General features: G+C 46.3%; 15 protein-coding genes. 4 read left to right on the top strand and 11 right to left on the bottom strand.

The annotated features are described in order from the left end of the window. Positions 1 to 7: 7 nt before the first annotated feature. The 11 genes from C7Y71_RS07710 to C7Y71_RS07660 form a co-directional block, all read right to left on the bottom strand. Complete coding sequence (locus tag C7Y71_RS07710; RefSeq protein ID WP_193215871.1) at positions 8 to 700, bottom strand: N-acetylmuramoyl-L-alanine amidase; 693 nt, start codon at positions 698 to 700, stop codon at positions 8 to 10. A gap of 86 nt (positions 701 to 786) precedes the next feature. Then, positions 787 to 3096, bottom strand: a complete 2310-nt coding sequence (locus tag C7Y71_RS07705) for a M6 family metalloprotease domain-containing protein (protein ID WP_111897995.1) — start codon at positions 3094 to 3096, stop codon at positions 787 to 789. A gap of 51 nt (positions 3097 to 3147) precedes the next feature. Then, on the bottom strand, positions 3148 to 6006 hold the full coding sequence (locus tag C7Y71_RS07700; RefSeq protein WP_111897994.1) for a M6 family metalloprotease domain-containing protein: 2859 nt from the start codon (positions 6004 to 6006) through the stop codon (positions 3148 to 3150). A 21-nt stretch (positions 6007 to 6027) separates the two neighbouring features. Next, positions 6028 to 8892: a M6 family metalloprotease domain-containing protein gene (locus C7Y71_RS07695; RefSeq protein WP_146739378.1), complete on the bottom strand. Its 2865-nt coding sequence runs from the start codon at positions 8890 to 8892 to the stop codon at positions 6028 to 6030. 338 nt (positions 8893 to 9230) lie between these two features. Then, positions 9231 to 10388: a hypothetical protein gene (locus C7Y71_RS07690; protein ID WP_146739377.1), complete on the bottom strand. Its 1158-nt coding sequence runs from the start codon at positions 10386 to 10388 to the stop codon at positions 9231 to 9233. A gap of 97 nt (positions 10389 to 10485) precedes the next feature. Then, positions 10486 to 11532, bottom strand: coding sequence for a hypothetical protein (locus tag C7Y71_RS07685; RefSeq protein WP_146739376.1), 1047 nt, complete (start codon positions 11530 to 11532; stop codon positions 10486 to 10488). 40 nt (positions 11533 to 11572) lie between these two features. Then, positions 11573 to 13006, bottom strand: coding sequence for a zinc ribbon domain-containing protein (locus tag C7Y71_RS07680; protein ID WP_111897990.1), 1434 nt, complete (start codon positions 13004 to 13006; stop codon positions 11573 to 11575). Between the two features lie 431 nt (positions 13007 to 13437). Next, complete coding sequence (locus C7Y71_RS07675) at positions 13438 to 14724, bottom strand: protein kinase domain-containing protein (protein WP_111897989.1); 1287 nt, start codon at positions 14722 to 14724, stop codon at positions 13438 to 13440. A gap of 15 nt (positions 14725 to 14739) precedes the next feature. Then, entirely contained in the window at positions 14740 to 15288 is a 549-nt protein-coding gene (locus tag C7Y71_RS07670) for a hypothetical protein (protein ID WP_146739375.1), read from the bottom strand. A 4-nt stretch (positions 15289 to 15292) separates the two neighbouring features. Then, on the bottom strand, positions 15293 to 16834 hold the full coding sequence (gene guaA, locus C7Y71_RS07665) for a glutamine-hydrolyzing GMP synthase (RefSeq protein ID WP_111897987.1): 1542 nt from the start codon (positions 16832 to 16834) through the stop codon (positions 15293 to 15295). 58 nt (positions 16835 to 16892) lie between these two features. Then, positions 16893 to 17432, bottom strand: a complete 540-nt coding sequence (locus tag C7Y71_RS07660; protein WP_146739374.1) for a hypothetical protein — start codon at positions 17430 to 17432, stop codon at positions 16893 to 16895. 119 nt (positions 17433 to 17551) lie between these two features. Here C7Y71_RS07660 and dapB point away from each other — a divergent pair, with 119 nt between their 5' ends. The 4 genes from dapB (at position 17552) to C7Y71_RS07640 (ending at position 21410) form a co-directional block, all read left to right on the top strand. Beyond that, the gene (gene dapB, locus C7Y71_RS07655; protein ID WP_111897985.1) at positions 17552 to 18307 is read left to right on the top strand and encodes a 4-hydroxy-tetrahydrodipicolinate reductase; all 756 of its coding nucleotides are present in this window, start codon (positions 17552 to 17554) and stop codon (positions 18305 to 18307) included. Between the two features lie 80 nt (positions 18308 to 18387). Next, complete coding sequence (locus C7Y71_RS07650; RefSeq protein ID WP_111898079.1) at positions 18388 to 19851, top strand: S26 family signal peptidase; 1464 nt, start codon at positions 18388 to 18390, stop codon at positions 19849 to 19851. Positions 19852 to 19899: 48 nt separating this feature from the next. Beyond that, entirely contained in the window at positions 19900 to 20757 is an 858-nt protein-coding gene (locus C7Y71_RS07645; protein ID WP_193215870.1) for a DUF3667 domain-containing protein, read from the top strand. A 29-nt stretch (positions 20758 to 20786) separates the two neighbouring features. Continuing rightward, the gene (locus tag C7Y71_RS07640) at positions 20787 to 21410 is read left to right on the top strand and encodes a WbqC family protein (RefSeq protein WP_111897983.1); all 624 of its coding nucleotides are present in this window, start codon (positions 20787 to 20789) and stop codon (positions 21408 to 21410) included. Positions 21411 to 21416 lie beyond the last annotated feature (6 nt).

Raw genomic sequence — 21416 nt, 5'->3', positions numbered from 1 at the left:
TTTACCTTTACATCCTTGTTCGCCTTTGCTTTTCTGTAAGTTTTGGTTTAGGGAAACGGTCGCGCTTACTGATAGCAAACAGTGCTTTTTCAGAAAGTTTTGCTTTGAAACGATTCCAGTTGAAGCACCAAGGGTCAGAGCGCCTTGTTGGCGCGATGTCCTCATGCGAGACGATGTAGTTGATTTCGTATCGCTCGCAAATATCGTTCACAAGACCAGCAAGAGCGGTATATTGTTCTTCTGTGGGTCCATTCCATTTGGAACAGATGGTCTCTATGCCTATCGATGTAGCATTAAGTCCTGTCCTTTTGGTTGTTGGCAGTGCACTTTTCCCTGCATGCCATGCCACATGATCTTCACTGACAAGACGCAGGATAAGCCCATCGCGAGCAATGAGATAATGCGATGCCACATCATATTGTATAAACTGCTTAATGACTCCTTCTATGCTGAATGTGTCTGGACTATCTGCATGATAACAAGAGTGCAACACAATGACATCCACATTGGGTTTCGCTTCCGGATTGTGACCGTAAGAAACTTCATTCGTGATGTCTTTTATCTCAATGCATTGGGAATCTGTTTTCACCTCTCCAACCTCGTCTGTCGCCACTATGGGCACGATAATGGTATCGTTGCTTTGACGTGGCGTTTCATTGGTGTTAGCACATGCCGTATTGCAGAAACTTAATGCTAACACCAGGACTGAAAAGGGTATAAAAAATAAAACTTTTCTCTGATTCATTCTTACGATATCAAGTTAGAAATAAATTGTGTTTTGCACAATCAGTTGCTCAGGATTATATTGACCAGTGAAGTAACATCTGCCACGTCGATGGCGCTGTTGCAAGTGATGTCAGCCGCTACGACATTGAAAACTGCAGAATTAGCACCGAGAATGTAATTGATAAGCGTTGTAACATCTGTTACATTGACTAAACCATTGTTATCCACATCGCCATAGAGCACACCTTTATCGGCTGCGGCTACTTCTCTGAAATACTTGAACAGGTAGGCTTGCTTGTCTGCGTCTTGCAATGACAAGTATGCCTCATGTGCATCTGCTGCATCTGTTGTCTTGAGATACAGTCCCACTTGGTCACTGTCGGCTGCATTGGCAAGATAATAGTGGCTTGTCCCCATGACGGGAATATGTGCAAAGTCGCCACCACAGAGCAAATTGTCTGCAGGTGCCGTTTTCCCTTCATAAAGCGGGATTGAGGTAAATTGATAAGACCCACTGTCGCCTCGAAGCACTATCGCTGTTCTTCCTGGCACCACTGCCCCTGCTGCATAGCGGTATTCCACGATGAGTGTATCTTCCTCCACACCTGTTATGACACCAGCCTCAAGCCCTTCGGGCAATTCGAAAGCCTGCGTTGTATAATAAGTGGCATAGCCCGCCTTATCCAATTTCAGCGTATCCACTTTACAGAAAGCGTTGAACGTAACAAGGCTATCATGGCGTAGGGCAATATTATAGATCGGTTTGTCGATGGTACTGCCAGTGAAGACAGACATACAGACAGTCGTTTCGTCTGTGATTTCAGAATTGCCTGTGTAACCTGGGAAGAGGTCGCTATAGTGGGCATTTGAAGGACGGTATGATCCGGTTGCCACTTGTCCGTCAGCAGCAAAGACAGTCATACGCAGTTTCGATGCTGTGTTGTTAAGATTGTTTTTCTTCCAGTTAGTTTCGTTGTATGCCACGTGAGTGGAAAGCAACCCGCGTCCCATAACAGCGGGATACCAAGTGTCAGGCTGGCGGTTTTCGAAAATATAGTATTCTTTATCATCGCTCGGATTGCGTACAAGGAACGCTGATGGACCTTGTGTGCTTCCATAAGGACTGATTGTGACAGGTCCTGCACTTTCCAATTCAGGTATTTCGAGCCATCCGCAGAAATTCTTCTCGTATGCCGTATAGCCTATCGGACTGTAGGTCGTGCCGTTGCCTGTATTCAGGTACTGCCCCATATCCATGATATCCCAAATTCCTAATGGCGTTACGCGGTGAGTATAATTGGTACAATAGAAGTCCGGAAGTCCCAATGCGTGTCCGAACTCATGGCAGAATATACCTATTCCCGCCAATTTAGGGTCGGAACTCAAGGTGTCTCCGGCTGCATTCCTGGTGTATGTTCTGCGTTCTTCGTTACCCAGGAATACAGAACGTATTTTTTGTCCGCTGAGCGTGGTGTTAATATCTATCTCACAGGGCCAAAGGAAGTCTTCAGAATTTCTTTCATAGGAATCAGCCTCTCCAAGCCCTGCATACAGCAACACCACGAGTGGCACACCATTGCCATCGTCATACCTGCTCAGGTCTGCCCCTTGCGACACCGCCTTTGCCACCGACTGAGTGATAAAGGTGTAATTGTTAGGGTCGATGGCACCGGAAGAACTGTTGGCACCATAGTAGGCTCGCGTGTTGTCGAGCCGCACCCTACACACTATGTCGAACGAAGGCTCAAACATACCATTCGACTGCTTTCTGAAATAGTTCTTCACTGAGCCTATGCTTAGTCCTGCGGCTCCTTCTGACAGGTTGAACATGCTGTCGAGTGCCCCCACAGTAGTAGTTTCCATGAAACTCACATCTGAGAACTCCACCATGATGACAGGCAACGTGGGTGTTCCTACACTCGGCACTGCCCCACCCGCGGTCTGCCCGTATGTTCCCAGTCCGTCTGGGCGCAGGCTCATTGTGGTGCGATTTACAGGAGAATAATGCTTTCCGCTACTCGCCTCCTCAAACACGCGTTGTGCACTGATGCCGTTGCTTGCCAACCACGCTTTTTCTTCGTCAGAACGTGCTACAGCATCGTGTGCAACAACTTCGGAAGGCTCCAACTTCCCGTCCACAAGACTTGCATAGCAGAAGTCGCCTTTTGCATTCTTAACTACTGCAATGTCATCGACTGTAACATGAAAAGTGATGCCGAGACGTGTTTCACCTTCCTTATATACAACGATTGTACTGCCGTCGCTCTGACGCGCTGTCATGGCTATTCGCAATGGTCGCACTGCATACGTCGCAACTGTCGTCAATGCAACAAGCAGGGTGGCTATGAGATGTAAAACGGTATTTCGCATGATTGCTTCTTATAGGTGGGTATAGGTTATGATTGACAAACCAGATTATTGTCAGCGAATAATTTTTGCGCCATTGATGATGTAAACACCTTTCTGCATCTGCTTCACACGGCGGCCCTGGAGGTCGTAAACCTCTTTTTCTATTCCACGTGCTTTTTCTATTGCAGAAATGCCCGTTTCTGCGTCTTCTACAACATTGGGGAAGAAACGTGTCCAGTATTCTGCAACGCTATATACGCTTGATATCCCTGCCGGGATGTGGAGCATGCAGGTTGCCGGTATATCTGTGAACGGATCGCCGCCATAGCAAATAGCAGGCTGTTCGGAACGAGACTCAAGAGACGTCAGACGCGGCATACTCAAGGCATTGTGCCCAAGACTTAAAATGCCTTCGGGCAATGTTACATTCGTATAGCCGGCACCTTCCATGGCATAGTCATCTATTAGTGCCACATCGGATGGCAGGAAGAATTCTCCTGTGCCTGCCTGTGGTACATAGACCAAGCGCCGCCAAGTGTTCCCTTCGCTGCGTGTTTCTACGGCTATCTTGCTCCATGTGTTGCGACCTGTAATCTCGAAATCAACGATTTTTGCCTCACCGGTCCACACCTTTGATTGCATGGTTCCGACATTCGGACTTGCTGCTACTGTGGTACCTGAAATCTCTATCCTCGTAATGACGTTGCCATTGGCACTTACGCGCATGTGGCTACCCACTCCGGGGTGTAAGCGCACATTTCCCGATGCTTGCGAATAGAGATAAGTTGACAGAGTGTCGTCCACAAATTCCACTGAGATACCATTTTCTGCTATCGTCTCCGTAATTCTTCCCGTTTCATGGTCAGCAATGTTTTCGGAAATGGGTAATCCCCACGGATTGGCAGCAAAGTCCACTTCAGCACTCGTTATTGTACCGGCTGGTTGTGCAATTTCTTTTTTGGTGAGAACTGCTCCTGCTTCCTCTTCGTACCATTCATTCCCTTCCTCCACACTTACCACAGCAAGTTTTGGGCTGTTTCGGAATGCACCTTTTCCTATGCGGCGTATGTTTTTTCCTATTGCCACACTCAGCAAGTCCGGACAATCACGGAAGGCAGCACTGTCAATACCTATGTAAACGTAATTTTCACGATCGAAGTTTACAGTGTCGCCGGGTATGACAATATCTCCGCTGTAATGTTCGTATTTACCCTTTGGCAGTACAAGAAGTCCGTGATTATTTTCTGTCCTGCAAGTCAGTCCGCTCTCTTTCACCTCCACAGTATCGCCTACATAATATTCCGGCGGGTTGCTCATAAGATAAGCAAATGTTATCGTGCTATCGGTCTTCACAGAAATCTTGAACACGGGTTTGCCAAGTTTCTCACCTGAATACACGTTAGGTGCTGGTTTAGAAACGTCGGTAAACATGATTTTGCCGTTCCTGCCCCAAAGGTCGTTTTCTTCATTTGAAATGGTTCCGTCCGCAGCCACCACTTGGTAGCGCAGATGGTCGCCGTCATTGTTCATTGCATTGAGATACCACGTGCTGTGGTCATAGTGCAGGTGGGTTATCAGTAATCCTTTTCCGAAGTCAGCGGGATACCATGTGCCGGGATGACGATTCTCCAGGATAAATCGCTCACTTGCATCGGCGTCGTTCACAATGCATACAGCATTATTACCTTTCTTGCTGCCCGGCGGATATAGCGTGATGACATGGGGCTTGGTCAGTTCAGGTATGTCGAGCCATCCAAGCACATTCTTCTCGTATGCTGTGTAACCCATTGGCACGATACCTCTGTTTAAGTAGCAACCGAGGTCCATGACGCTCCAATAATACATGGCTTTTGGCACAGTTTCCCCTGATGTGCAATAAAGGTCGGGCAAACCGAGCGCATGTCCGAACTCGTGGCAGAAAGTACCGAGCGACATCAGTCCGGCACCTTCAGTTTCATTGCCGATGAACACAGAGTTTACACCATAGTCGAGACCTATGTTGTAACTCCAGTCTCTGCCCAAATTCATCTCGCAGGGCCACGGGTCGTCGGCTACTCCTGACTGAGCCTGACCTGTACCGGCAAAAATGATAGCCAAGTTGGGCACACTGTTGTTGGTGCGTTTGTCTTGATACTTTCTCATCTTGCCGTTGAGCGCTTTGAGAACTTCCTGAATGAAATTGTATAAATTCACGTCCCTTCTGCTGCCTTCATCCTTGCCATAATAAGCCTTTACGCTGTCGAGTGTGATGCGATCTACTATTTCAAAAGTGGGCTTGAACATGCCGCCCGACTGCGAAACAAAATAGTCGCGTATTGACCCCACTCGCCCGTTAAGACTGTATCCTTCTTCGTTAAACTGCCTTAAGAAGGCTGCATTGGTGTTTGTGGAGAGCATCTTCTTATCAGCAAATTCCACGAGCACTACCGGCAGTGTGTATTCACCGATGGAATTCACTGCACCGCCACCTGTTTCGCCGTAAACACCCATTCCGGTTGTATTGTCGCGATAGAGCAGACTCATATCGGGCTTGCGCACACGATTTATGCAGTCGCGCGTGGCAACAGTCTCTGCAAGTGCGGCAAATGCCTCATCCACAGTGAGCGATATATCGGCTGTCTGCTGTTCTTCTACAGTGCGTTCTCCAACTTCATGTGCCACGACACCAGTTGATACCAATGCACCGCCCTCTGCCCTTGCATAGCAAAAGTCGCCATTTGCGTCCTTTACCACTACTGCACCGTCGGACGTGGTATAAAAGATATAGCATGACCTGTGGCCCGCATACGTCTTCAACCTTACTGTCGAACCATCCCGCTGTGTCATGGTGAACGTGGGATGAACGGGATCAATCTGGTCTGTCTGTGCCACGACCGACATCACGGCAATAGTACAGAATAAAACCGATATAAGCAGTCTCTTCGCTCTCATACTTAGGTTACTTTATGTTGTTTATTTTACTACTTTCTTTCCGTTGATGATATAAACACCTTTCTGCATTTGTTGCACGCGACGTCCTTGGAGGTCATAAATCACATTTTCTCCACCAAAGATGCTCACAGAACCAATGGCTGTGGGAAGTTCGCCCGAAATGGGTTCCTTTTGCAAGAAGTCTTTCCACCAGTTGGTTGCAGCATAACTATTGAGTGATGAATCATACACTTTCAGCACACATGCCGTCTGATCCACACCGGTAAATGGGTTTTCGCTTACTGTAGGTGCTGTTTCCATGGCTGCATATAGTGTGGTCATCATTGGAGCCGCCACACTGCTTGCACCAAGGTCTTCTACAGATGCAGGAAGTACAATTGTGGTGTATTTTGAACCCTCGAGAGCCCCGGCGGCAATCATCTTGACACCATCGGCCGCAGCAAATGTCCCACCCTTGCCTTGTGGCGCTTTCAGAAGTGTCCACACTGAAGATGACGTAGCCTCTAACGTTACGACAATCTTTGTGATGTTCGTCCTGCTGGATGCTGTAAACGTCACACTCTCGGCTTCGCCAGTCCATGTGCGTGAACTCATAGTTCCCACATCAGGTGTCAAAGAGAAGTCCGTAGCAGTGAATTCTATCTTTGAGATAGAAGCACCTGCGGGGGCTGTTAACGTGATAGTACCTGTGGAATATACACGCAGTGTGATGCTCGTACCCGACTGCCAGAGCCTTGTGGCTGTGGTGCCGTGTGTACAAGTGAAAGTTACATCGTTCTCCGTAACTGCAGAATTGATGTTTCCTGCTGCTTGACTGCTGTTTGTCGAAACAGGTAGTCCCATAGGATTGTTAGCCCAGTCGAAAGTGGCTTGCGAAGATATGGCCTGGCCATCGAGGTTGCGATTGGTATAGAGTGCTCCATCTATGCTTTCGTATTTTGCATTATCGGTTGAAACCCAAATAGACATAAGGTTCGGACTGTTGCTGAACGCACCATCGGCAACCTTTTCAACTGACGTATGGAATGATACCGAATAAAGCGAAGGACAATCACAGAAAGCCGTTTCATCAATACCTACCACCGTGAAGAGAATGTCTTCGTGAATGAAATTTTCAGGCACAATCACATCGCCTTCATATTTGCCTGACTGACTGGCTGTAACGACAGCTTTCTTGTTCTTCTGCAGAACGTAAGAAACACCGTCCACGGTTATTGTGTCGCCCACGGTGTAACTATAAACCTCTTGTTCAAGGAAGTTGAACGTCATAAGCGAATCGTCTTTCACTGCTATTTTATAGATAGGCTTGTTCATATACGTTCCTGTGAACGCTTTCATGGCAGGGACAGAGGAGTTTGAAATGGTACTCCCATTCCTGCCTGTGAAAAGGTCGCTCATGAAGTTGAGTCCTTGCCCAGAGTATGGCTCCACCTGTCCGTCGGCTGCAAAAACTGTGGCACGCAGGTGGTCTTCATCGTTGTTAAGGGTGTTCGCTGACCACTGTGATGCATTATAGTCGAAGTGCGTAACAAGCATTCCACCTGCCATATTGGATGGATACCACCTGCCAGGCTGACGGTTCTCAAAGATGTAGTATTCCTTTTGATTCTTGTCGTTGCGCACGAGTACTGCATTTTCTCCTGCCGATGCAGTCGACGGCGCAAGAGTAACTGCTTCAGGGTCGGTCAGTTCACGAATATTCAACCAACCCATAAAACTCTTTTCATATGCAAGATAACCCACTGGAGCAAAGCCACCATTGTGGTATGAACCGTAGTCCATGATAGACCAATAACCAAACGGTGTCGCATCGTGTCCATAGTTTGTGCAATAGAAATCCGGCAGACCGAGGGCATGTCCGAACTCGTGGCAGAACGTGCCGATACCTGCATAGTGCGGTTCTGAACTTACATACGACGAACCTCTTCTCGACCATACGTATTCCATCTCATTCCCGATGAAGAATGAGTTGATAACTGCCCCGCCGTATGTGCCATAATCATCCCATTCGCAGGGCCAGAGATAACCGTCTGCATCATCACCATAGGATGTAGCCTCGCCTTGACCGGCATAAATGAACACAACGCAAGGCACACCATCATTGTTATATACATAATTCTTAGGATTGAATCCTTTTTTCACTGCGGCTGCAAATGCTTCAGTCACAAATTCATCAAGGTTAACGTCTATTTCGTCTTCACTTTCGTCTTTTCCATAATAAGAGGCTTCTTTTTTCAGTTCCACTTCTGCCACCACCTTAAACTCGGGCTTAAACATGCCATTACTCTGCTCAATGAAATAGTCACGTACAGAACCCACAGAACCTCTGTCGTCTGTATAGCCTTCTTCGTTATATTGACGTTCGAGATGCGCTGCGTCAGTGTATGAGAACTTAATGTCCGAGAAGTTGACCATGATGATAGGAATGACAGGATTGCCTATACTCGGCACGGCACCTGAAGATTTCTGGCCGTATGTGCCAAGCCCGTCACCACCTGGTGCAGAAACGCGGCGCACCCCCCTTCGGCGGGATTTTACAACAGATGTTGCCTTCTTTAGGTCAAGGTTTACACTCTTGATATACTCCGTTTCATGCGCATCGCGCAGCGAAGCATTGTGCGCCATGATGCCTGAAGAACGCAGGCGGTCGCCCTCGGGATAGGCATAGCACAGGTCGCCGTTAGCACCTTTTACCAACACCACATCGTCCTCCGTGGTATAGAACAACACACCGGAATGGCCGTCGCCATTGCGATAAACCGTTACTCTTGTACCATCGCTCTGAAGGAAGAAATATGGCCTGCGTTCAGGACGAATGGCGCTGACAGAACTTACCATGGCAAAAACCATGATGAACAAAATAAGAATCTTTTTCGTCTGAGTCATGAATTTGTTTGATTGTGGCAGATAACGCCCTATTTTTTGTATTTTTTTATTTAAATCTTTTGCAATTTGCAAAATTACAACTTTATATCCGCAATGAAAAGATTTTGACCCTATTTAACATTATTTCGGGTACTAAAAGCCTTTGAGGAGCTTTTGATGTGGGCGCTCATATATGCACACTTATCCGCGAGTACTTACCATGGCTGTCTGTTGATTCGCCCGGACAACCTTGCTTGCACCCGCGGACACAGACGGCAGGACAATGCCCTACCGTGTTTATCGCCTTAAGCGATACATATGGTTAGTTCATAGTACGTCTTACTTCTTGATTCTCTTTTTCAATCAAAGTCTAATAGGTTAAGATAAGCCCTCGTTTCTTTGGCATAAGCCGCACGCATGTTTTTCGGCAATGCTTTTTCTACACGCTTCCGACAAGCTTCGAATTTTTTATATGCCGCAATAGTGCCCTTGGTGTTTTCTATTGTCATATTTTTATAGACGGTATCTTCTACGTTATCTAAAAGTCCTCTTAAATTCGTCAACAATTTTTGCGGCTTATTTATTGTTGGTTTACCTGCTGCAGGTTCTTTGAAGTCGCCAGCCCCTATGATTGCAGAAAAACGCTTGATGGAAGACAAACGAAATTCATCAATATAATTTTGTTCTTCACAAGCCATTCCTGTTAAAAAGGAACCACCCATAACGGGATCTCCTCCAAACTGTGTCTCCGACGTAAAGAAGTAATAAGTGCTGAATAGAGAAGATCTTAATTCCTCCCAAGCTCGAGATTCTTCTTGCAATGCACTAATGGCTGATTTAGGTGCCTTTGCATTGGTTTCACGTGCGAGATACAAGTACTGATATTGGCGAAGCATCTTTGAAACATAACAACCCTCCTGGGCTACACAACGAGGATTTTCAATAGAGAAAAGGAAACCTATGTTCTCTAAAATGGCATTCACTTCCTTTTCTACCACTTTAAAACGCGCAGGCAGTGCATTTGGCAAACTGCGATGGCGCGACTTAAAGCAACTCATCAACATAGCAGTGCAAACTTGCTCCCATTCTGTAGGCTGGTACAAACTTGGTTGAAAAGTGTCATCTGTTTCTTTATAACAAGATTTATCCGCAGCATAGAAATAGTTGAGAAGCATCAGTTGTTCATCAAGATTTACCCATTCTGCAGAATCCTCCCACTCGTTGAAGTTCTTTTCATCTGCATATTTTTTTGCTGCTTTTCGGTGAAGTTCCTTAAGGCGTGCATCGGTAAATTGGTTCTCAATATCCGGTAACTGCAGGCGAACAGGACGCTTTACTTCCTCTTCTTGAGACAGAAAGTCATTATCCACTATTCCGACATCCGTTGTGTCGCCACCCGAATCAGCAACCTCAGTAGCCTCCGATTTAGGCGACTGCTGACCCGCAGAACGACAACCTTGTAACAGCATCGTCAATGCTATAAAGGGAACTGTTGCAAAGAAAAGAATTTTCTTCATTGTAAATCGTATGATTTTAAAGGGTCTCGTTGTTAATTATCCAGGAATGACCTGTGATATAATGGGCGATGACTTATCCTTTTAGTTTTTATCGTTTTCACTCGAAATCAATCAGATTAAGATAAGCCCTCGTCTCTTTGGCATAAGCCGCACGCATATTTTCCGGCAGAGCCTCCTCCACACGCTTCTGGCATACTTCGAATTTTTCATACGCTGCGATAGTGGCTTTGGTGTTTTCTGTTACTTCGTTTATTGTCCAATCATCACCCTCGAAATCACTATCTGCGAAATAGCCCTTAAAAGTATTCAAAAGTTCTTGCGGATTACTGATTGTTGGTTGGTCTGCGGCATGTTCATTGAAATTTCCCGCACCTATGATTGCAGAGAAACGCTTGATAGATGCCTTACGAAAATCATCTACTTTTTTTTGACTTTGCGAGACCGCATTATGATAGAAACTGCCTGCCAGGGTATTCCCTCCCCACCGTGTACATGTCAAGTTGTCGGCACAAGTGGATAAGACACAATCTCTCAAATCTTCCCAAGCCTGCCTTTCGTCTTGCAGAGCAGCAAGAGCGGACTGGGGTGCTTTGGCATAAGTCTCGCGGGTGAGCCACAGGGTCAAATATCGGTTGAGTTTCCTTTCAACTTCGCTTGCTTCCACATATTGATACTCATATTCATAATCTAAAACAGAACCAACAAACTCGGCAAGTGCTTCTATCTCCTTTTCCACTGCATTATAGCGCGCAGGTTGGGTAGTCGGCAGACTGCGTTGGCGCGACTTAAAGTAGTTCTCTAACATCGCAGTGCATACTTGCTCCCATTCTGATTGGTGATAAAGGCATTGGTAATCATTGTCCTTCTCTTCAAAACGTGCTTCATCAGCAGCATATATATAGTTGAGAAGCATAAGCTGCCCACCTTTATTTGCCCATTTTGAGGCATATCCTCCCTCCCACACATTACGGTCATTGGTGCTTGCATATATTTTTGCCGCACGTCTGTGAAGTTCCTTAAGACGTGTGTCATTAAGTTGGTTTTCAATGTTAGGTAATTGCCGACGCACCGGGCTTTTCCCCTGCGCCATCGCTGTAAGTGCCATAAAAGAGAAAAAGACTATGGCTAATGTTTTCTTCATCATCGTTTTCTGGTATTTAATTGGTTTGATTTTTGGGACATCTTTAATAGTACCTATTCCCGAAGCTGTCGGTAATGGTGTTGTTTACTATATCTACATAAAAGGTGATACTGCCGCTCGGAATGGTTGAAGCCCGGACAACTGCACTTGTGGAAGAAAAGTTACTGACTCTTGGTGCTCCGGTCATACACTGTCCGTTGACATAGCATCCTTCTTGTCGTATCTGAAGCATTCCTCCTGTGCTTGCTTCACGGTAAGTTTTTCCAGAGAGATAGCCAATGACATCATAAGATGTGGAGAACTGCATACTGCCTGAACGATTGGAACCCCCACCGCCAACCTTGTCATATCTACCTGATCCGTCAGCGAGCCGATGCGACCTTTCATTTACGGAGAATGAGCCATGCTGTCCCACAAGTCGCCCGTCTTGATAGGTAAAGTTATCGCTGTATTGCATTTCTCCATTTCGATAGAACGTCATTGTGTTGCCGCAGACCTCTAATGTGTAAGAAGCCACCATTCCCACCATGGGAGCCGTTACGTCATGCCGCCAAGTGCCTTGCACCCATTGCGGAGCGGATGAAGAAGCGTTATCATAGCCGTAATCTCCCTTACTTACAACAACTGCGTTACTTACAGCACTGTTATCATATTCATTTGTTCCTGAATAATCTTCATACGCGTCATTCTGCGTGGCATCAATCTCTGCCATATTCCATTCCGGCTCTGCTTCGAATGAGTCATCACTTTTAAGATTGGCAGCCAGATCTTCTACATCTTCTGATATAGTCAATTTGAGTTTTGCCTTATCTCCGTTCGCATAGTCTGCCCCTTCTCCAACCAGAGCGTTGCCACTATCTGTGATTTTAAGGTCTATAACCAACTGTTTGCCACGTATAGTGCCAACGAAGTGTAATGTATCATTCTGAATGGTACCTTTGAGTTTTATACGGGAATCATGTTTTAAGTTTGTGTATCTGCAATGCCTCAATTTGCCGTCTTTCTTTTCAAACACCAATTTGCAGGGCTGCGCTCCGTATTTATCCGATTCCCAATCGCCTTTATAGCAATACTGCCCGTCAGCAATAGTGTCGCCTGCAGAAACATTATTGTTTTGGTCAACAAGACTTTTGTCTTCATTTAGGGTAGAGTAAAATTCACTATTCCGATTTTTCTGATAGAAATAATAACCTCCACCTAAAAGGAGAATTAGCAGCAATGCGCCTGAAACCAACACTAAGGCATACTTTTTCTTTTTGTTCCCGGAAGATGGCTCATGGCTTGTCTGTGGACTATAAGAATCCGCGTCCTGTTGTATCGGGCATCCGCAATCGGGACATTCTGTCGCACCTTCAGGTAAACGTTGCCCACATTCAGCACAAAAGTTATTTTTCATAATCGGAAAACCACACTGAGGGCACACTGGTGCTCTGTCCGATATTTCGTGTCCACACTCTGTACATCTTATAAGTGCCATAATCAACTTTTATTTTAGGATTTTTACATTTGTTTTTTTCCTATTTATATGTCGATTTAGTTTAACTCCTAAAAACAGAAAGTGTGAGCCAACTTAACGTATTCTATCTGAAGGCTCTCGACTGCCTGTAAGGAGAATAAGAAAAGTCGCTCACACCTTAAGTTGTATATATATAATATGCATATACACTAACTCAAAGATGACGTTTTCAGCATTCCTTCCTTACAGTGAGTTGTCGAGATTCACAGATACGGAATAACTAAACGCTTCCTAATTATGTCTGTCGCGGTATTAACACGACACCGTAAATATAAGAAGTCTTTAACAGAAACGCAAATTTGTGAGCGACTTTTTCGACTTATTACACCGCAAAAATAAGTAATCAAGTCGAAAAAGCAATCATCCATTTAATCCATTTGGAATTCCTTCAATTACTTGCCGTTGCTGACCATACGCTCGTAAAGGTCGTTTTGCAGGGCGATGAGTTCCTGGCTATATTTCTGATAGAAATTCCTTTCATCAATGTCGTAATGCCTGGAGAGGTCTGTCCATAATACTTGGATTTTACTGCCGCACTGTTCATTCAGAGGTCTTATACGGCCATAATATATTTTTCGGGTATTATCGTTCCATTCAGCGTTGCGAAGAGAACCCATTACGCGTTGAAAAATCGGGGTGATGGTGGATCTTATACGTTTTTCTATTTCAGAATCAGGAAGGGGAGGTAGTGTATAAGAGATTACTGGTGAGGCGTCTGTCTTTTTTTCGGTAGCAGGTGTGGTGTCCGTGGCTTCCTTGACCCTTTGCGCTGTTGCTGATTTGACATCAGACAACGTCACTCCGCCTTTATTTATAGTTGATGAAACTGCCGGATTTACCGTATCAGCAAGCGAACTTTGGTGGGTGCTTTCTGAAGGAACAGAGGTATCTTGAGAACGGTTCCAAAAAAAGATAAGCAGAAGAACTACTGTAAGCAAAATGCCTACTGACAATAGGATGCGTCGCTTCAGAGGCTTCAACCAAATAGTTTGCTCTATTTCATCGACAGACTGGAACCTCTTTTCGGGTTCTTGTGCTGTGCACCGCCTGATAATGCCCTTGTAGAAGTCTGCGCAAGGGAGGATTTGGAGAATGCGTCCGATAGTATAGATGTCTGTGCGGGCATCCACTTGCGATGACCCGTCTTTCTGCTCTGGTGCGGCATACTTGTCTGTTCGCCCCATCGTATCGGTATAGCTGTCGGTATAGCAGAAACCCAGGTCAATGAGTTTGACATCATTGCCAACACGCGTTATCAGGATATTTTCGGGTTTAAGGTCCAAATGTACTATCTGCCGCTCGTGAAGATAGCCTACGACACTGAGGAGTTGATGTACAAAGCGGTTGGCATTCTTGCGGTTACGGAAATAATCGGGGTGAAGGCTGACGAACTGACCGAGTGTTTCACCATCAACATAGTCCATCAAGACACCATCGGCAGTTTTTCCTACATATCGTACTAAATGAGGATGGTCCAAGTTATAGCCAGTCTCAAACTCCTTTTGCAGAACAGCAGCATATTTCGGATTTGTTCGTAACTGTGGCTTAAGTCGCTTCAGAAAGTGTAGTTTACCATATAACTTCACACGGTAGCACTCACATGTGGTGCCACCTACTTGCAAGCGTTCGGCATGTGGAAAAACTTGCTGTTCTTCAGTAAACGACGAAGTACTGTCCACTTAGTTTTCAGAACTTTAGAATAGGATAAAATTTATTCCCTGTGCCTTACCTGCTGTATAACTTCCCATATTTTCGCCGTCCCTGATTACTTCGGAGACAAGTAACGGATAGCCGCGAACGATATGTGTCAGAGTCAGTAAGTCTCCCTTAAGCAACTTGCTGTTCTTACTTTCAATCACACTAAAATGATTCTCCCCCACATATTCCATCGTAATTTCGCGATTGTGAGGATAAGTAACCACGAGCCGTTGTCCTTTTTCAAAATTGCAAGCCAAATACTCGTCACGGTCGTCGAACGTAGAGTTGCTGCTGCTCTCATCCTGCAACCGCAATGTGTCCCAGTCCGGATATCCCAGATAGCGTGATATTACATCGAGCGTGGACTGGCGCGTGTTACGCTCATCGTCAATAAACCCCAGCAACCGCTTCATGCTGTTGACACCAAGGTGCTCACCCGTTACACTCTCTATGTCAAGCGTCAACAGTTCACAATCGCGCGAAACGCGAATGTCATTGCCGAATTTCTCTTTCAGCAATCCTACTATAAAGGGAGAAAACCTCATATTATTATTCCCACTCGATGGTTGCAGGCGGTTTCGACGAGATGTCGTAGCAGACGCGGTTCACGCCTTTTACCTTGTTGATAATCTCGTTCGACACTTTTGCCATAAATTCGTAGGGGAGGTGTGCCCAGTCGGCTGTCATGGCATCTGTGCTGGTAACGGCTCGCAGCGCTACCGCCTTTTCGTAGGTACGCTCATCACCCATCACTCCCACACTCTGTATGGGCAGGAGGATAACTCCGGCCTGCCATACTTTATTGTAGAGTGTTTCTCCATCTTCGCAGGTCCATTCACGCAGACCGCGGATAAAGATGTCATCAGCCTCTTGCAGCACCCGCACTTTCTCGGGGGTGATATCGCCAAGTATGCGCACGGCGAGTCCGGGACCCGGGAAGGGATGACGGCTGATGAGGTGCTCGGGCATTTGCATCTGACGTCCCACACGCCTCACCTCGTCCTTGAAGAGCCATTTGAGCGGCTCGCAGAGGCTGAGGTGCATCTTTTCGGGCAATCCTCCAACATTGTGATGGCTCTTGATGACTTTGCCCGTGATATTCATGCTCTCTATGCGGTCGGGATAGATGGTGCCTTGAGCAAGCCACTTGGCATCGGTAATTTTCTTTGCCTCAGCCTCAAACACGTCGATAAAGCCTTTGCCGATAATCTTGCGTTTCTTCTCAGGCTCTGTTACGCCTGCTAATTCGCTGAAAAACTTCTCGCTGGCATCTACTCCAATTACGTTGAGTCCAAGCGACTCATAGTCGCGAAGTACATCGTGGAATTCGTTTTTACGGAGCATGCCGTGATCCACGAAGATGCAGGTAAGGTTTTTCCCTATCGCCTTGTTGAGGAGTACGGCAGCCACACTGCTGTCCACTCCTCCGCTCAGTCCGAGAATGACGCGGTCGTTGCCCAACTGTGCCTTAAGTTCTGCCACAGTGGTATCCACAAATGATGCCGGACTCCAGTCTTGCTTTCCACCACAGATATCTACCACGAAGTTGCGCAGCAGGAGTGAGCCTTGCAGAGAATGGAATACCTCCGGGTGGAATTGCACACCCCATAGTTTTTCGCCTTTCGCCTGATAAGCGGCATATTTCACTTCTTTTGTAGATGCTACACATTCGAAATCTTCAGGCAATGCCGTGATGGTGTCTCCGTGGCTCATCCACACTTGAGAATGTTGGTCGAAGCCTTTGAAAAGGGGATTTCCTGCATCTACATGCTCAAGGTTAGCACGTCCGTATTCGCGCGTGCCGGAGGGTTCCACTTTCCCGCCGAAAGTCTGCGCCATGAGTTGTGCGCCATAGCAAATGCCAAGTATGGGATAATGTCCGCGCAGACGGTCGAATTCAAGTTTGAAACTATTCTCGTCGTACACACTGAAGGGCGAACCGCTGAGGATGACACCGATAACGGCGGGATCATCGTAAGGAAATTTGTTGTAGGGTAGAATTTCACAGAAAGTGTCGAGTTCGCGCACGCGACGACCGATGAGTTGGGTGGTTTGCGATCCGAAATCGAGAATGATAATTTTTTGCGTCATGCGTTTAGGTTTTCTTCTTTATTGAGATGTTCTATAGGAGCATTCTATAACCAATACTTCAGTCTTTGATTCTTACAAAAATGTTGGGCTCTTCGTCTTCTTTATTAGAAAGAGTAACGCGGAGCGTGTCCTGATCTAACATTTCCACTTCGATGGGTGTTTCACCGAGTTTTTTCATTTCATCAAGAAGTTCTTGTTTCTGACTATCGAACTCACTAAGCAACATGTCCTTGTAACCTGCAAGCATTGGCGGCAAATCAAGATCAACGTTTATTTCAGCCTTGTCGAATTTCAGGATGAGTTTGCCCAGTTCCACATTCCAATCTATATTCTTGATGTCTACCCTTACAGTTATCTCTATACCTTCTTCTTTGGAAGTCTGCGACATGTTCACCAGAAGTTTACCATTGGAGTTGAAACTAAACGTGGTCTGCATTTCTTCGCCCTGCACATCCCAGTTTCCAACGAGAATCTCCCTTGTGACGGGCTCATCGTCCTGCTGCACTGCAACAACTTGATTATTAACCGTTTCAGCATAAACTGGCATAGCCGCTGAAAAAGCAAAAGCACTAACCAGAATTATAAATATCTTTTTCATAAGAATAACGATAGTTTAGAGTTTGTATTCGTTGTTTTTTATAGTCTGCAAAGGTAAACATTTTTCTTCTATTTGCTACTTTATTTTAAAAGCGTAATTTTGCAAAAAATTTGACAAATATGAAAATAGCACTTATCGGTTACGGCAAGATGGGCAAGATGATAGAAGAAATAGCCATCAGCCGCGGCCACGAGATTGTAAGCATCATCGATATAGACAACACTGCCGACTTCGACAGCGACGCCTTCCGAAGCGCAGAAGTAGCCATAGAATTCACTTCCCCCACTGCAGCCTACGGCAATTATCTGAAGGCATTTGAGCAGGGAGTAAAGGTGGTAAGTGGTAGTACGGGTTGGATGACTGAACACAAGGCTGACGTGGAACGGCTCTGCAACGAAGAGGGGCACACGTTGTTCTGGGCAAGCAATTTCAGTCTTGGAGTTGCCATTTTCAGTGCAGTGAACAAGAAACTGGCGGAAATCATGAACCGCTTCCCGCAATATGCCGTGAGTATGCAAGAGACGCATCACATCCACAAACTCGATGCACCAAGCGGCACGGCCATAACGCTTGCTGAACAAGTGGTTGATGGCCTCGACCGCAAGAATGGCTGGCAACTCGGCATCACCTACAATGCCAATGGCACAAAGACAGGTTCGACAGAATGCCCCGACGACAAAGTGCGCATCGATGCTGTGCGCCGTGGCGAAGTGCCAGGTATACACACCATCAACTACGACAGCAAAGAGGATTTGATCAGCATCACTCACAGCGCACACAACCGCCGCGGATTTGCTCTCGGCGCAGTCCTTGCGGCAGAATTTACTGCAGAACACGAAGGTCTGCTTTCCACCGATGACCTCTTCGATTTTTAATCCGAAAATACCCACACTGACTCATGAGTACAGACAAGAAAATAGAAATACCTACTGCAGGTAATTCCCACGATAGCAAGATGTCATCGAAAAAACAAGAAAACAAAGCACCGAAGAAAGAACGCACGCTGAAACAGCGCATCATCAACTGCAGCATAGTAACAGTGCTTTACCTCGCCTTCTGCTATTGGGTGGGCTCTTGGTGGGGACTGCTCGTGGTGCCTTTCATCATCGATGTCTATATCACGAAGAAAATACCCTGGACATGGTGGCGCAAGACGAAGAATTCAAAGTTGAGGATGGTCATGAGTTGGGTGGATGCCATAGTGTTTGCCCTCGTTGCTGTGTATTTCCTCAACCAGTTCTTTTTCCAAAACTACGTCATCCCCTCGTCGTCGCTCGAAAAATCACTACTGACAGGCGACTACCTGCTCGTGTCGAAATTATCATACGGTCCGCGCATTCCGCAAACACCGCTCTATATGCCACTCACGCAACACACGATGCCCGTGACTGGCACAAAGTCTTACCTCGAAAAGCCACACTGGGACTACCGACGTGTGAAAGGCTTCGGCAAGCCCGAACTCAATGATATCGTGGTATTTAATTATCCGTCTGGAGATACTGTAGCACTCAACAGACAGAATATGGACTACTATCGCTTGTGCTACGAGATAGGCAGCCAGTCGGCTACCGACACCCTCAGGGGCGACATGAGTTACGAAGAGCAGCAAGCCATATTCATGAAGGTTTACAACATGGGTAAGCACTTCATTGCCGAAAATCCGCAAGAATTCGGGCAAGTGGTTAGCCGCCCCACTGACCGCCGCGAAAACTATGTGAAGCGTTGCGTGGGCCTCCCCGGACAGACACTCCAAATCAAGGACAACAAAATTTATCTTGACGGCAAGCTCAATCCCGACGCTGAGAATGTGCAATATGCGTATGATGTGTTATGGAAACAATTTCTCGACGACGACACCAAGAAAGAACTCGGCATCTCGAACGAGGATCTGCAATACACATCTGCTACTGCCGAAGGCACTGCCACACAGCATCTGCCACTCACGCTCAAAGCAAAGGATGAACTCGTGAACCGCGGGTTCATCAGCCAGATAACAGCGTCGGCTCCTGAAAGCAACTGGCTCTACCCACAGAACAAGATAACACGCTGGAGCACTGCCAACTATGGTCCACTATGGATACCTAAAAAAGGCGAAAAAATCAATCTGACACTCGACAACCTGCCCATCTACGAACGCTGCATCCGCTCCTACGAAGGCAACAAACTCGAAGTGAAAGGCGGAAAGATTTATATCAATGACAAAGCGGCTACCGAATACACCTTCAAGTTGGACTATTACTGGATGATGGGCGACAATCGCGACTGCAGCGCCGACTCGCGTTTCTGGGGTTTCGTGCCTGAAGACCACATCGTGGGAAAACCGCTCTTCATCTGGATGTCGCTCGACCCCGACTATGGTCTCTTTGACGGAAAAATCCGATGGAACCGTCTCTTCAACTGGGTAGGGAACATGAAATAATGAAGAATAGACCTGTCTTTTAGTATTTCTATGCCCATTGTTTCAAAATTGAAATCTTCATTGCAGCAAATTGCAGAAAAGCAAAAAGAATGCGTAGTTAAGGTTGACAATGATGAAACACGACGTTGCTGCAGCAGTTGTGGCCATCATTTTGTCGGCCGCTTTTGTCCACAGTGCGGACTCGACAATCTGTACCAGCGCTTGACTGTGAAGAGTGCTTGGCATTCTTTTCTCGACATCTGGGGCATGGGCAATCGTCCCATGTTCCGAACCCTCCGCGACCTCTTTTGGCGTCCTGGGTATATGATAGGCGACTACATCGACGGCAAGCGGGGCCTGTACTTTCCACCATTCAAGATGATGGCTATCTTGGTCATCATCCTCGTTTTGATCGAGAATTTCGTTAGCGGCTCTTCTTTATCAGATATCCACTTTAATTTAGACGGAGGTGTAGAAATTGAAAATACCATAAACATTTTAAACAAAGCATTTGCTTGGGTAAACGAACATAAACTTGTATATTACCTTTCGCTTTCTGCCCTGAGCGTGCTTTCCGTGTGGCTGTTTTTCTCATGGAGGACAAAGCCGGAAAAACATAAAAGTGCAGACAAGCCACGCCGCTTAAACGTCGTAGAAACATTCTACTCGGAAGTATATATCGGTAACCAGGGACTCATTATCTCAATCATTGATGCACTCTGTTTTCATTTCTTAAAGGGAATAGTCCCTTTCTTGCTTGTATTCATCATACTCATACGTATATATAGTTACAAGCAACTATATCAACGCAGTTGGATAAGCACTTCACTGAGAACCTTGGCAGCATTAATACTCAACCTGATTATTTTCTATACATTACTCATTAGTGCAATCATAGTCATTTTTGTCATAGAATATACGCATTGACTAATAATCCATTAGCACAAAACCACTGAATGATTATCCTTTCTTCCGCTTATCTGGCACCTGTTCAGTACTACACGAAACTATACAGCGGCATGCCTATCATTGAGGAACGCCACGATCATTTTGTCAAGCAGACTTACCGCAACCGCTGCACGATAGCCACTGCACAAGGTCCGCTTTCGCTCAGCATACCTGTAAAGCACAATGGCGGCGAAAAAATCCGGACCGGCGAGGTGCTCATCAGCAATCATGGCAAATGGCGTAGCGAGCATTGGCACGCCCTTGTCAGTGCCTACGACAACAGTCCCTACTTTGCCTATTATGCAGATGACTTTAAGGCTGTTTATGACCAGGACTTTGAATGTTTAGTGGATTTCAACGAGGCTATGGAAAATCTTGTCTGCGACCTACTGAGCATAAGCCCCCACAAACAGATAAGCGACCACTATGTCCATCCCGAAGAGAGCGACATCGATCTGCGTGAACTCATCCGCCCGAAAGTAAAGTGGAACGACCAGCATTTCAAGCCGGCCCCCTATTATCAGGTGTTCCAGGAAAAATACGGCTTCCTGCCCAATCTCAGCATTGTTGACCTTCTCTTCAACATGGGACCTGAAAGCCGAATCGTGCTCCGTAATAGTTGGATAAGATAAAGGAGT

The sequence above is a fragment of the Pseudoprevotella muciniphila genome, from assembly GCF_003265305.2.
GTDB lineage: Bacteria > Bacteroidota > Bacteroidia > Bacteroidales > Bacteroidaceae > Alloprevotella > Alloprevotella muciniphila.
Note: the sequence above shows the minus strand (reverse complement) of the source record. Positions and strands in the feature narration are given on the sequence as shown.